The 13,180-nt window shown below is 66.4% G+C and carries 14 protein-coding genes; 6 read left to right on the forward strand and 8 right to left on the reverse strand.

Going from position 1 to position 13,180, the window contains the following annotated elements; all coding sequences use genetic code 11:
- Window positions 1-28: 28 nt before the first annotated feature.
- The 3 genes from nrdR to rpsD all read left to right on the forward strand — a co-directional run bounded on the left by nrdR (window position 29) and on the right by rpsD (window position 2,193).
- On the forward strand, window positions 29-466 hold the full coding sequence (nrdR, locus tag IE191_RS04730; RefSeq protein ID WP_373299239.1) for a transcriptional regulator NrdR: 438 nt from the start codon (window positions 29-31) through the stop codon (window positions 464-466).
- A 2-nt stretch (window positions 467-468) separates the two neighbouring features.
- Window positions 469-1,203, forward strand: coding sequence for an RNA methyltransferase (locus IE191_RS04735; protein WP_191323209.1), 735 nt, complete (start codon window positions 469-471; stop codon window positions 1,201-1,203).
- A 375-nt stretch (window positions 1,204-1,578) separates the two neighbouring features.
- Complete coding sequence (gene rpsD, locus IE191_RS04740; RefSeq protein WP_191323210.1) at window positions 1,579-2,193, forward strand: 30S ribosomal protein S4; 615 nt, start codon at window positions 1,579-1,581, stop codon at window positions 2,191-2,193.
- Between the two features lie 136 nt (window positions 2,194-2,329).
- Here rpsD and IE191_RS04745 read toward each other — a convergent pair whose 3' ends face one another.
- On the reverse strand, window positions 2,330-2,953 hold the full coding sequence (locus IE191_RS04745; RefSeq protein WP_191323211.1) for a YceI family protein: 624 nt from the start codon (window positions 2,951-2,953) through the stop codon (window positions 2,330-2,332).
- A gap of 107 nt (window positions 2,954-3,060) precedes the next feature.
- Between IE191_RS04745 and IE191_RS04750 the strand changes: the two genes are divergently transcribed.
- The gene (locus IE191_RS04750; RefSeq protein WP_191323212.1) at window positions 3,061-3,966 is read left to right on the forward strand and encodes a LysR family transcriptional regulator; all 906 of its coding nucleotides are present in this window, start codon (window positions 3,061-3,063) and stop codon (window positions 3,964-3,966) included.
- Window positions 3,967-4,078: 112 nt separating this feature from the next.
- Entirely contained in the window at window positions 4,079-4,270 is a 192-nt protein-coding gene (locus tag IE191_RS04755) for a hypothetical protein (protein WP_191323213.1), read from the forward strand.
- 24 nt (window positions 4,271-4,294) lie between these two features.
- Here IE191_RS04755 and IE191_RS04760 read toward each other — a convergent pair whose 3' ends face one another.
- The gene (locus tag IE191_RS04760; RefSeq protein ID WP_229815105.1) at window positions 4,295-6,292 is read right to left on the reverse strand and encodes an alpha/beta hydrolase family protein; all 1,998 of its coding nucleotides are present in this window, start codon (window positions 6,290-6,292) and stop codon (window positions 4,295-4,297) included.
- 129 nt (window positions 6,293-6,421) lie between these two features.
- Entirely contained in the window at window positions 6,422-7,549 is a 1,128-nt protein-coding gene (gene tgt, locus IE191_RS04765; RefSeq protein ID WP_191323214.1) for a tRNA guanosine(34) transglycosylase Tgt, read from the reverse strand.
- Window positions 7,550-7,619: 70 nt separating this feature from the next.
- Between tgt and IE191_RS04770 the strand changes: the two genes are divergently transcribed.
- Window positions 7,620-8,423 carry a TSUP family transporter gene (locus tag IE191_RS04770; RefSeq protein WP_191323215.1) on the forward strand — a complete coding sequence of 268 codons (804 nt, stop codon included), beginning with the start codon at window positions 7,620-7,622 and terminating at the stop codon, window positions 8,421-8,423.
- Window positions 8,424-8,432: 9 nt separating this feature from the next.
- Here IE191_RS04770 and IE191_RS04775 read toward each other — a convergent pair whose 3' ends face one another.
- The 5 genes from IE191_RS04775 to IE191_RS04795 form a co-directional block, all read right to left on the reverse strand.
- On the reverse strand, window positions 8,433-9,638 hold the full coding sequence (locus IE191_RS04775; protein ID WP_191323216.1) for a cytochrome P450: 1,206 nt from the start codon (window positions 9,636-9,638) through the stop codon (window positions 8,433-8,435).
- A 64-nt stretch (window positions 9,639-9,702) separates the two neighbouring features.
- Entirely contained in the window at window positions 9,703-10,731 is a 1,029-nt protein-coding gene (queA, locus tag IE191_RS04780; protein ID WP_191323217.1) for a tRNA preQ1(34) S-adenosylmethionine ribosyltransferase-isomerase QueA, read from the reverse strand.
- A 172-nt stretch (window positions 10,732-10,903) separates the two neighbouring features.
- Window positions 10,904-11,635: a peptidylprolyl isomerase gene (locus IE191_RS04785; protein ID WP_229815106.1), complete on the reverse strand. Its 732-nt coding sequence runs from the start codon at window positions 11,633-11,635 to the stop codon at window positions 10,904-10,906.
- Between the two features lie 110 nt (window positions 11,636-11,745).
- Window positions 11,746-12,258, reverse strand: coding sequence for a pantetheine-phosphate adenylyltransferase (gene coaD, locus IE191_RS04790; RefSeq protein ID WP_191323218.1), 513 nt, complete (start codon window positions 12,256-12,258; stop codon window positions 11,746-11,748).
- Window positions 12,258-13,178 (reverse strand): polyprenyl synthetase family protein, encoded by a 921-nt coding sequence (locus IE191_RS04795; RefSeq protein WP_191323219.1) that lies wholly within the window; start codon window positions 13,176-13,178, stop codon window positions 12,258-12,260. Before IE191_RS04795 ends, coaD begins: the two co-directional genes overlap by 1 nt.
- Window positions 13,179-13,180: the final 2 nt, after the last annotated feature.

The following is a 13,180-nucleotide window of genomic DNA, read 5'->3' on the forward strand; positions in this document are numbered from 1 at the left end:
CCCGTTCTGCGCCCATGACAACAGCCAGGTGAAGGACAGCCGGCCGACCGAGGACAACACCTCGATCCGCCGGCGGCGCCAATGCGAAAGCTGCGGCGCCCGCTTCACCACGTTCGAGCGCGTGCAACTGCGCGAAGTGCTGGTGGTGAAGAACAAGGGCGATGGCAGCGAGCCGCGTCGCGAGCCGTTCGATCGCACCAAGATCGAACAGTCCGTCGCGCTCGCCTGCCGCAAGCGCCCGGTGAGCCAGGAACGGCTGGACCAGCTCGTCACCGGCATCCAGCGCCAGATCGAGACCATGGGCGATGGCGAAGTGCCGTCCAAGGTGATCGGCGAGATGGTGATGGACGCGCTGCGCCAGCTCGACAGTGTCGCCTACATCCGCTTTGCCAGCGTCTACCGCGACTTTTCCGAAGCCCGCGATTTCGAGGAATTCGCCTCTTCCGTGCAGGAAGTGGCCCGCTGATCATGCCTGCCCAACCCGTTATCGTTCTCGTGCGCCCGCAACTGGGCGAAAACATCGGCAAGGCCGCGCGCGCCATGCTGAACTTCGGCCTTACCGACATGCGCCTGGTCGCCCCGCGCGATGGCTGGCCCAATCCTTCGGCCGGCCCCGCCGCCTCTGGCGCGGACCTGGTGCTGGAGCAGGCCCAGGTGTTTGACACCCTGGCCGAGGCAGTGGCCGATTGCGCCCATGTCTATGCCACCACCGTGCGCAAGCGCGGGGTGACCAAGCCGGTCGTCACGCCCGAGGAAGCGGCCCGCGCGATCGTGGTGGAAGACGGGCGCAGCGCGCTGGTGTTCGGGCCGGAGCGTTCGGGCCTGGAAACCGACGACGTGGCGCTGGCCCGCACGATCCTGACCGTGCCGATCAATCCCGAATTCGGCTCGCTCAATCTGGCCCAGGCGGTGATCCTGTGCGCCTATGAATGGTCCAAGCACCAGGCCGCCGCCGGCGCGCTGGTGCAGCCCACGGTGGAAGACCTCCTGCCCCCTGCCCCGCAGGAAGAGTTCGAGGGCATGTTCGCCCAGTTGTGCGCCTTGTTGGAGCCGCGCGGTTATTTCCTGCCGGAAAGCCGCGCCGCCGCCAGCCGCCGCACCTTGCGCACGATGCTGACCAAGCCGGCGTGGAATCACCTGGAAATCCGCACGCTGCGCGGCGTGCTGTCCACCTTGCGGCGCGAGCCGGGCGAGCGGCCCTGAATATTGACCTCGGTGGGCCGGTCCACCACCCCCAACCCCCTCCTCTGAAGAGGAGGGGGCTTTAGAGCGATACACCCCCGCCTCTCAAAGGGGGGCTCTACCTCTCACTCCCCCTCCTCTTCAGAGGAGGGGGTCGGGGGGTGGTGCGAAACCAGGCACCACCCCCCCAGAACACCCGGTTTTCGCCAAATCGCCTTTCCGCACTTGACTCTGAAGGCAATGCCTGTTCTAGGCGCGCCTTCGCAATTGGCCCCACACGTCCGGTGAAGTGGTGGCCGCATCGGGCAACAGGCCCGATGGTGCGGGTCCGGACAACAGCCGGGAAGGCCCTTGCGGCCCTCCCCCGATCAAACGCTAGTTGAAAGGAACGAACGCGTGTCGAAGCGCCATTCGTCCAAGTACAAGATTGACCGTCGTCTTGGTGAAAACCTGTGGGGCCGCCCCAAGAGCTCGGTGAACCGCCGCTCGTATGGCCCGGGCCAGCACGGCCAGCGCCGCAAGAGCAAGGTTTCCGACTTCGGCATCCAGCTCCGCGCCAAGCAGAAGCTCAAGGGCTACTACGGCGACGTGACCGAAAAGCAGTTCAAGCGCACCTACCAGGAAGCGTCGAACATGAAGGGCGATACCGGTCAGAACCTGATCGGCCTGCTCGAACAGCGCCTGGACATGGTCGTGTACCGCGCCAAGTTCGCGCCGACCATCTTTGCGGCTCGCCAGATCGTTTCGCACGGCCACATCCGCGTCAACGGTGTGAAGTGCAACATCGCCAGCCGCCGCGTGCGCCCCGGCGACGTGCTCACCCTCGGCCCCAAGGCCAAGGAAATGGCCCTGATCGCCGAAGCGCAGGCTCTGCCGGAACGCGAAGTGCCTGACTACGTCGCCCAGGAAGGCGCCGACAAGGTCACCTTCGTGCGCGTCCCGACGCTCGACGAAGTGCCCTATCCGGTGAAGATGGAACCGAACCTGGTCGTCGAATTCTATTCGCGCTGATCGGTCGGTCCATCCGGACAAGACAAACGGAAAAGGCGGGGTTTTCACCCCGCCTTTTTTGTTGCCCGGCCTATTTTGTTGCCGGGCTGGCGCGGAACAGGCCCGGTATGCGCCTTGCGCACCGGGCCCGTGATCCTCAGGCCTTCTTTTCGAACGCCACGGTGATCTTGAGGCGCACTTCGTCGCTGACGAAGGGCACATACTTGCTCACGCCGAAATCCGAGCGCTTGAGCGTACCGGTCGCGCCAAAGCCCACGGTGAAGGCCTTGCTCATCGGGTTGGCGCCCGCGCCGCCGAACGTGGCATCCAGGCTCACCGGCTTGGTCACGCCGTGCATGGTCAGATCCCCATCGATGCGCGCGCTGCGCTCACCGGTGGGCGTCACCTTGCGCGCGACGAAGCGGATGGTGGGAAACTTGGCCGCGTCGAACCAGTCCGCGCTCTTGAGCTCGCCATCGAGGGTCGCATTGGTGGTGGAGATCGCCGAGACGGGCAGCGACACGTCAAGCTGCGTGGCCGCCAGATCGGCGGGGTTGAGCGTCATCGTGCCGGTGGCGCCGGGGATCACCCCGAAGAAGTCGTTGAAGCCGAAGTGGCTGACGGTGAATTCCGCCAGGGTGTGATGGCTTTCCACCTGATAGGTGCCCGCCGGCACGGCCGAGGGTGCGGCCGTGGCTTGCGCGGCGACCAGCGCCGGCACGCCGAGTGCGGGAACCGCGAGAGCCAGGGCGAGAGCTGCGAACGTCTTGGTACGGGTCATGACAGGGATCGTCCTTGTTGAAATGATCCCGCCCTTGATGGCGTTTCGACCATCAGATGATAATACGCGAAACAGGAGATGGTCTTTCAACCCAGGGTAGGAAATTCATGGCAGATCGACTGACCGGCATCGAGGTGTTCGTGGAAGCCATGCGACTGGGCGGCCTGTCTTCCGCCGCCCGCGCGCTGCACATGTCACCCGCCATGGCCGCCAAGCACCTCACCGCGCTGGAAGCACGGCTGGGAACCACCCTGGTCCACCGTACCACGCGGCGCCTGTCGCTGACCGAAGCGGGCGCCGCCTATCTCGACAAGGCCGAGCGCGTGCTGGCCGACTTGCGCGAGGCCGACGCGGAAGCCGCCGCCCAGAGCGTTGCGATCGGAGGCCTGCTGCGGGTGAGCGCGCCGATGTCGTTCGGGGTGCTGCATCTCGCCCCGCTGGTCGCCGCGTTCAACGCCCGCCACCCCGGCATCGTGGTCGAGCTGGGCATGAGCGACCGCCAGGTGGACCTGGTGGAAGAACGCTGGGACATGGCCGTGCGCATCGGCCGCCTGGTCAACAGCAGCCTGGTGGCGCGCAAGCTGGCCGACATGCACTTGGTCGTCTGCGGATCTCCGGCCTACCTCGCCCGGCGCAGCACGCCACGGCAGGTGAGCGATCTGGCGCAGCATGACTGCCTGGGTTTCACCCTATCGGGCTTCAGCCAGCAGATCTGGCGCTTTGGCATGGACGGATCGATTCACCAGCCGGTGCGCGGCACGCTGCTGGCGGACAATGGGGACGTGCTGGTGGAAGCGGCTGCGGCAGGGCTCGGCCTGGTCTATGGCCCGCGCTTCATCGCCGCGCGCGCGCTGGCGGAAGGGCGCCTGGTGGAAGTGACGCTGGACCAGCCGATGGCGCCGATGGGCGCGATCTATGCGATTACCCATCCCGCACGCCGTCCGGCCGCAAAAACCCGTGCCTGGATCGAATTCCTGGCCGAAACCGTGCCCGCCATGGCTGCCGCTTGGTAGACACGATAAAGCAATATTTTCAGCATTTTCCCGCAACAAACGGATCGTCGCAAATCACACCGTCACGGCGCAAAAAGCGGGAACGGCCTGCGCCCAGCAGCATTGACGCAGCATGTTGATGTATCGCTTCGTCACCCCGCATCGCTGCGGCAAATGGTATCCCGATCTGGAAACGGCCAAGGCCCAGGCCAGCGCGATCGGCGCCGGCTTTCTCGACACCCGGACCGGCGAATTCGCACAATACCCCGGCACGCGCCTGGAAACGCAAGTGGTGATGACCGCGAACGATCCGATCGCGGCCTGACAAGATTTGGAGCGTCGCGCCCCTTCAGGGAGCGATGCTCAGCGCCTTGCGCAGAAAGGCATCGCTGTTGGCAAGCATCTGGCTGCGCGCATCGGCGCTGTCGAGCTGGTGATCAAGGCCCTTGAACTCGGCATAGTCCACCGCCTTGCCCGCATTGCGCAAGCGCTCGGCCATCAGGCGTGACTGATCGACCGGCACGTTGAGATCGACATCGCCGTGGAACAGCATGACCGGCACGGTGATGGCTGCTGCGTTCTGCGCGGGCGACCCTGCCTTGATATAATCGCCATGGCCGATCTGCTGATCGACGATGGCACCGTTGGTGTAGTTCTGGGCATTGTCGCGCAGGCGGGCCAGATCGGTGACCGGCGCGATTGCCACGATCGCCTTGAACAGGCCCGGATCGACCACGCCGGATTGCAACGCGGCATAGCCGCCATAGGACCAGCCGACGATGGCAATCTTGCCCGGTGCTGCAATGCCTTGGGACAAGAGCCAGCGGCCGGCATCGTCGATATCGCCGATCGCCTTGGGCCAGGACTGGAAACCGTTCTTGGACTGCCAGTCGGCCCCGAAGCCGGACGAACCGCGATAATTGGGCTGAAGCACGGCATAGCCGCGCGCGGCATAGAATTGCACCAGCCAGTCAAAGCCCCATTCGTCACGCGCGCTCGGGCCGCCATGGGGCATGACGATCGCCGGAAGCCCCTTGCCGGTGCTGCCAACCGGGAGCGTGAGATAGGCCGGGATCATGGTGCCATCCGCCGCCGGATAGGTGATCGGCTTCATCGGCGCGAGCGGCAAGCCATCGAGTTCGGGCCTGACCGACAGCACCTTTTCGAGATGGCGCGTGGCTTTGTCGAACACGTAGTAGGTGCCCGGATCGGTGTCCCCACCAGCCAGAAGCAGCAGCCGGCTTTCGTCGGCCGAAGCATCTTCGAAGCTGATCTGCGGCTGCCCCGGCAAGGCCTTGTGCAGCGCCGCCGCAAGCGCCTTGAGCGCTGGATCGAAGAATTCGACCACCCGCTTTTCGGTGGCATAGCTGACGCCCACCACGCGGTGATTGCGGCCGATCGTGAGCAGTTCGTCCACGTCCACGTCCGACCGCCCGAGCACCCGCTCGCGCGCCAGCGAACCGTCCAGCTTGATGCGATAGAGGGCGATGTGCCCGGCACCGCCATCGTCGAAGCCATAGACGGCATCGAGCGTGGGATCGACCGCCTCGGGCACGAAGCCGCGCAAGCCAATACCATCGCTGGCATCGTTGCGGGCCAGGGACTGCCAACCGGATGCCCCCACCTTTCGGTAGAGCCAAACCGAACGCCCGGTATCATAGCCGGTGGAATTGACGGCGAGCTGCTCCATCAGCCGGACATGGCCCAGACCGTCGGTGATATACCCACCAGCATCGGCGCGCCCGTGCTCCACCGTACGGCGTTGCAGGCTGACGACATCGACGCTTTCCACCCCCAGACCTTCGTCGGTTTGGGCCAGATGGGTTCCGGTGGTCATCTCGGGCACGAACGCACGGGTCATCAACACTTGCCCGGGCTTGGCCCCGTTCCAGTCGATCACCGCGCCGCCGTGGTAATCGAATCCCATGGCTCTGCTGCTCTGCCGTTCCGAGACGATGCCGACATGGCCCCCGTTTGCATCGAGGGCGACCATGCGCGCAAAGCGGACGGGCGTTCCGACATTGGCGGAATAGATGGAAAAGCGGCAGAACAGGCGCTCGTCGGTGGGCCAGGTGCACGCCATGATATGCTCGTCGGCCTTGTCGCTGGCAAGCACGGCACGCGGCGCACCACCCTCGACAAGATTGGCCACCATCACCTGCTGACCAACACCCCAAGGCACGAGAAAAGCCACCAGCCGGCCATTGGGCGACATGCTCATCGCGCTGATGCCCACCCGTGCTCCGAATGCCTTGGCCAGCGCCTGCGCGTCCTGCGGCGGGCCATCGGCCGCCCGCGCCGGGGTGGCGCCGAGCAAGAGCGGCACCGCCAGGCTGACTCCAGACAAAAGTCCGCGCAATCCCGAAAGCCGCCGCTGCATAACCACCCCTGCCCTGCCTGACCTGTTCCAGTCATAACAGAGCGGCGCCGGCTGGAAAGCCGGCGGGGTGGGAAAAATACAACCGTTTTGCGAAGGTTAGGCTTTGCTCAGATAGTCCCGGCGGAAATCGGCGGCGAAGCTGGCGAAACGGTCTTCGGCGATCGCCGCGCGCATGCCGGCCATCAGTTGCTGGTAGAACGAGAGGTTGTGCTCGGTCAGCAGCATGGCGCCGAGCATTTCGCCCGACTTGTGCAGGTGGTGGAGATAGGCGCGGCTGTACTTGGCGCAGACCGGGCAGGTGCAGCGTTCGTCCAGCGGGCCGGTGTCCTCGGCATGGCGGGCATTGCGCAAGTTGACCGGGCCGTTCCAGGTAAAGCCCTGGCCATTGCGGCCCGAGCGCGTGGGCAGCACGCAATCGAACATGTCCACGCCGCGCTCCACCGCGCCGACCAGATCGTCGGGCTTGCCTACGCCCATCAGGTAGCGCGGGCGATCTGCCGGCAACTGGCCGGGCGCGAAATCGAGCGTGGCAAACATCGCCTCCTGCCCCTCGCCCACTGCCAGGCCGCCGATGGCATAGCCGTCGAAGCCGATATCGCGCAGCGCGTCGGCACTGGCCTGACGCAGCCCTTCGTCGAGCGCGCCCTGCTGGATGCCGAACAGCGCGGAGCGCGCCGCGTGTTCCTCCCCGCTGTCGAAGCCGGCGCGGCTGCGCTTGGCCCAGCGCATCGACATTTCCATCGACCGGGCGATCACATCGCGCGGCTGGTCCGCACGCGGGCATTCGTCGAACGCCATGACGATGTCCGAGCCCAGCAGGCGCTGGATTTCCATCGAGCGCTCGGGCGAAATCATGTGGCGCGAGCCATCGAGATGGCTGGCAAAAGTCACGCCTTCCTCGGTGATCTTGCGCAGTTCCGACAGGCTCATCACCTGGTAGCCGCCGCTATCGGTCAGGATCGGGCGGTCCCAGCCCATGAACTGGTGCAACCCGCCCAGCCGCGCCATGCGCTCCGCGCCGGGGCGCAGCATCAGGTGATAGGTGTTGCCCAGGATGATGTCGGCCCCGGTGCGGCGCACGTCTTCCACTTTCATCGCCTTGACCGTGGCCGCCGTGCCCACCGGCATGAACGCCGGCGTGCGGATTTCGCCGCGCTTCATCTGGATGGTGCCGGTGCGGGCCTTGCCGCTGGTGGCGTGGATCTGGAACGCGAAACGGGTCATCGGGGGGCAGGCCATCATCTGGGACGAAAGAAGAGTTGCGGCCCTTAGGCGCAAACGCCAAGGCGTGCAAATGTCGCTGATCCATCTTGCCCAGGCTGCGGTCGATGCCACCGCCTTCACACCCGAACCATGGCTGTTCGCCGTGCTCACCGCCGTTGCCGTCGTCACCGGCCTGGTGGACGCGATTGCCGGGGGTGGCGGGCTGATCATGATGCCCGCGCTGATCACGCTGGGCCTGCCGCCGCACCTGACGCTGGGCACCAACAAGATCCAGTCGATGTGCGGCACGACCATGGCCACCTGGCGCTATCACCGCGCCGGGCTGTTCACGCTGCGCGGCAATGGCCTGATCGTGGCGGTGACCTTTGCCGGGGCGCTGGCGGGCGCGCTGGTGATCCAGCATTTCGATGCGCGCGCGCTGTCGCTGATCGTGCCGGTGCTGCTGATCGGCGTGGCGCTCTATACCGTGCTCTCGCCGCGCATGGACGATGGCGATCGCCACGATCGGGTGGGGCCGCGCGGGTTCCTGCCCGTGGCCGGCGGCGTGGGATTCTATGACGGGTTCTTCGGCCCCGGCGCCGGGCAGTTCTACACCACCACCCTGGTCGCCCTGCGCGGCATGGGCCTGACCCGCGCCACCGGGTTGACCAAGCTGCTCAACGTGACGAGCAACCTGGCCAGCGTGATCGTGTTCGCGCTGGGCGGCCACGTGCTGTGGCTGCTCGGCCTGTGCATGGGCGCCGGGGCCATGACTGGCGCGGTGATCGGCAGCCATTTCGCCACACGCTTCGGCGCGCGGCTGATCCGGCCGCTACTGATCGTGGTGAGCCTCGCCCTGACCGGGCGGCTGGTGTGGCAGTGGTTTGCGGGGTGATCCCTGCGCCTATGCCGCCCAGACCAGCGGCAATTCGGTGCAGGCGCCGACGTTGCCCCCTTTCATGGTGACCGGCCGATCCGGTGCGAGTGCAAAGCGCGGCATTGCCGCCAGCCATTCGCGCAGGAACACGATTATTTCCATCCGCGCGAGCCCAGCCCCGACGCAGCGATGCGCGCCCGCCCCCAGCGTGCTGTGACGCATCGGTGAAAGCCCGCGCGAAAAGTCCACCCGCTCGGGCTGGCCGAAACTGGCCGGGTCGAGATTGTGCAGCACGCTGGGCAGGTAGACCAGGTCTCCGGCGCGGATCACCACACCATCGATCGCCACGTCAGCCACCGCATTGCGGCTGACGCCAACAGTGGGATAGCGGCGCATCAGTTCGTCGGCGGCGGCCGGTATCAGCTCCGGCTCGGCCCGCAGCCGTTCCTGGTCCTCCGGGTGCCGCGCCAGGTGCAGCGCGACCATGCCGATCATCGCCGCGACGGTGTCCAGCCCGCCGAACAGCAGGTTGCGGCACATCCGCCGGGCTTCGTCCACGGTCCAGGCCCGCCCGTCGATCGGCTCGGCCAGGATGCGGCTGAACAGGTCGTCCCCTGGCTGCTCCAGCCGCTGCGCGATGAACGGCCAGAGGTAATCGTCGGCCGCCTGCTTGAGCTGCTCGACCGTCATGGTGCCATCCGGCCGCGTCAGTTGCGCGCCCAGCCGGCGCAGGCGCGGGCGATCTTCCAGTGGCACCGCGATCATCGTCAGGAACACGTTGAGCGGCAGGATCTCGGCAAAGTCCGCCACGAACTCGCAGGCGCCGCGCGGGCGCAGGGTGGCGGTCAGTTCGCGTGCGGCCGCAGTCACCTGCGGCTCCATCGCCATCACGTGGCGCGAGGCCAGGCCTTTCATCACCGCACCGCGACAAGCCTTGTGCTCGGCGCCATCCTGCTGGAGCGGGATGAACTGCATGACCTCGCCCAGCCCAGGCGTCACCGCCAGGCAGGCGTTCGACAGCCGCTCTGCATCGGTCCACAGCGCGCGCACGACCGCGCCCCGCGTGGCGATCCAGTGGCCGCCGTTTGCCGTGGTCCAGACAAGGCCGTGGTTCGGCCCCGTTTCGCTTTCAGCCAGGCGCTGCCACGCGGCGAAATAGTCGCGCTCCACCCCGGGTGGGCTGAAAATGTCGAAATCGACCACCCGCCCTGCCGGCACATGCGCTGGGACCATCGCTCGCTCTCCCTGGCTATCTATGGGAAAGGTTAGCGCAGGCCTGGCGCGCAAAAACTGTGCTTTATGGCAGGAGAAGGCTGGAATCGCCGTAGCTGTAGAAGCGATAGCCGCCGGCAATGGCATGGGCGTAGGCCGCCTGCATCGTGTCCAGCCCCATCAGCGCCGAAACCAGCATGAACAGGGTCGACTTGGGCAGGTGGAAATTGGTCATCAGCCCGTCGATCGCCTTGAAGGTGTAGCCGGGCGTGATGAAGATCGCCGTATCGCCCTCGAACGGGTGGATCACGCGGGCCTCGTCCGCCGCGCTTTCCAGCAGGCGCAGCGAGGTGGTGCCGACAGCGATGATCCGGCCGCCGGCGGCGCGGACGGCGTTGAGGCGGGCGGCGGTTTCGGGCTCGATCCGCCCCCATTCGGCATGCATCTGGTGGTCGGCCGTGTCATCCGCCTTGACCGGCAGGAACGTGCCCGCGCCCACGTGCAGGGTGAGCGTTTCATGCGCGATGCCCGCCTGCGCCAGCGCGGCCATCAGTTCCGGCGTGAAGTGCAGCGCCGCTGTCGGCGCGGCGACGGCGCCGTCCTTTTGCGCGAACATGGTCTGGTAATCGCTGCGGTCCTGCGCGTCGGTCTCGCGCTTGCCGGCGATGTAGGGCGGCAGCGGCATGCGGCCGGCACGTTCGAGCAGGACTTCCACCGGTTCCTCGCCGGGGAAGAACAGCGTCCAACTACCATCCTCGTGGCGCGCTTCGGCCGTGGCGGAGACCTCCGCGCCGAAATCGATCGTGTCGCCATCCTTCAGGCGCTTGCCGTTGCGGATGAAGGCCTGCCAGCGGCGCAAGTCCAGCCGCTTGTGCAGGGTGGCGCCGATCCGTGCTTCGCCCCGGCGGCCTTCCAGTTGCGCCGGGATCACGCGGGTGTCGTTGAACACCAGCACGTCCCCTGCCCGCAGCAGCGTGGGCAGATCACGCACGATGTGGTCGGTCAGCGGCGCGCCACCGGCCACGTGGAGCAGCTTGGCCGCATCGCGCGGGCGCGCCGGGCGCAGGGCGATGTTTTCGGGCGGCAGGTCGAAATCGAAAAGGTCAACACGCATGGGGCTGCGCGCTAGCGGCCGCAAGGGCGCAGGGCAAGCGTTTGGCGCCTGTCCTTTGGGCGGCTGGGTTGGCGCGGCGGAGGGGCTTCGACAAGCTCAGCCCGAACGGAATTGGGAATGGATATCCCGCATCCGTTCGGCACGAGCCTGTCGAAGGCCGCCTCTACCAAGCTCAGTTGGAGCGCGACTTGCTCAGCATGTCGGCGGTGATCGGGCCGGCCGGCGCTGCGGCCGGCGGGGCCGGGCGCGGCTTGTTGTCGGCCAGGATCGAGGCCTGGACAATCTTGGTCGGGTTGCTGGGCGGTTCGCCGCGCACGATCGTGTCCACCGCGTCCATCCCGCTGATCACGCGGCCGAAGTTGGTATACTTGTGGTCCAGCGCAAAGCGCGGGTAGAACACGATGAAGAACTGGCTGTTGGCCGAGTTCGGATCGTTGGTGCGGGCCATCGACACGGTGCCGCGCATGTGCGGGGCATCGTTGAATTCGGACTTGAGATCGGGCAGCTTCGATCCGCCCTGCCCCGTGCCGGTCGGGTCACCGGTCTGGGCCATGAACCCGTCGATCACGCGGTGAAAGATGATCCCGTCGTAAAAGCCCTGGCGCGTCAGCGTCTTGATGCGCTCGACATGATGCGGCGCCCATTGCGGCATAAGGCGGATCAGGACGCGGCCACCGTTCGACAGATCGAGTACCAGCACGTTTTCCGGATCATGGGCCGGATCGGTATCGACGGCATAGGGAATCTCGTGCTCGGGCACCACCTTGTCCAGCTTGAACGGCTGGGCGGGCGCCTTTTCCTGCTGGCTTTGCGCCATGGCCGGGCCGGAGGCTGCCACGCAGACGACCGCCGTGGCCGCCAGCGCAGCGCTCATCAGGGCCTTGGAAAACGAACGGGCGATCATCAAGCCTGCGATCCTTGTTGGAATAAGTAAGACGCCGATTAGGCCCGGCGCGCTGACACTGCAATGAACGATTCGGCAATAAATGCCGCAACCGCCTTGGCATGAGGCAATCAGTAGTCCCCCAGGCGGCCGACCTGCTCCACCCGGGCCACGACCTCGTCGCGGACGGTGGGGGTGACGAAGCCGGAAATGTCACCCCCGAACAGGGCGATTTCCTTGACCAGCTTCGACGCGATCGGCTGAAGACTGACATCGGCCATCAGGAACACCGTCTCGATGCGGTCGTTCAACTGCTGGTTCATGCCTGCCATCTGGTATTCATACTCGAAATCGGCGACGGCGCGCAGGCCGCGAATGATCACGCTGGCCCCCTGCGCCTCGGCAAACTTCATCAGCAGGGCATTGAACCCCACCACCGTGACGTTCTCGATGCCCTGCTCGTCCATCTCGCGGCGGACCATGGCCATCCGCTCGTCAGGCGTGAACATCGGGTTCTTGGAAGGATTGGTGGTCACGCCGACGATCAACTGGTCGACCAGCTTGGCCCCGCGCCGGATGATGTCGAGATGCCCCAGCGTGATCGGATCGAACGTGCCGGGATAGATGCCCACGCGCACGGTCATCAGTGGTTCCTTTCGACGATGAAGCGCGCCAGCTCGCGCAGCAGGTCGGCCTCGCTGCCATGGCTGGCGAGATGGGCCACCGCCTGTTCCACCAGGATGCGCGCCTGTTCGCGCGCCCGCTCCACGCCAAGCAGAGACACGAAGGTCTCCTTGCCGGCCACGGCATCCTTGCGCAGCGCCTTACCGGCCGCTGCCTCGTCCCCTTCGGCATCGAGCAGATCGTCGGCGATCTGGAAGGCCAGGCCGATATCGCGGGCATAACCGCGCAAGTGCGTGCGGCCTTCGGGCGGCAGGCGCCCCAGGATCGCGCCCATTTCCACCGCCGTGGCGAGCAGCGCCCCGGTCTTGAGCTGTTGCAAGCGGGTGACCGTGGGCAGGTCGAACGTGGCGGTTTCGGCCACGATATCCATCATCTGGCCGCCGGCCATGCCATGGATGCCGCTGTTGACCGCGAGCGTGCGGATCAGTTCGACCCGCACGAACGGATCGCCGCTCATCGCCGGATCCGACAGGATCTCGAACGCGAAATCGTGCAGGGCATCGCCCGCCAGCACCGCCGTGGCATCGTCGAACGCCTTGTGCACCGTGGCCTTGCCATGGCGCAGGTCATCGTTGTCCATGCAGGGCAGATCGTCGTGGATCAGCGAATAGACGTGGATCGCCTCCAGCGCGGTGCCGGCGCGCACGGCAGCCTGGCGATCGACGCCATACATCGCCGCCGTCGCTGTCACCAGCAGCGGCCGCAGCCGCTTGCCGCCGCCGATGGTGGCATAGCGCATGGCCTCCACCAGCCGGTCGCGCGGATCGCCGGGAACCGGCAACAGCGCATCGAAGCTGGCGTCGATTTCCGCCTGGATCGCGGCGAGCGCGGGCTTGAGCAGGCCGGACGGCCCCTCGGGCGCGGACTCTTGCGCAGACATGG

It is taken from the genome of Novosphingobium pokkalii (genome assembly GCF_014652855.1).
Lineage (GTDB): Bacteria > Pseudomonadota > Alphaproteobacteria > Sphingomonadales > Sphingomonadaceae > Novosphingobium > Novosphingobium pokkalii.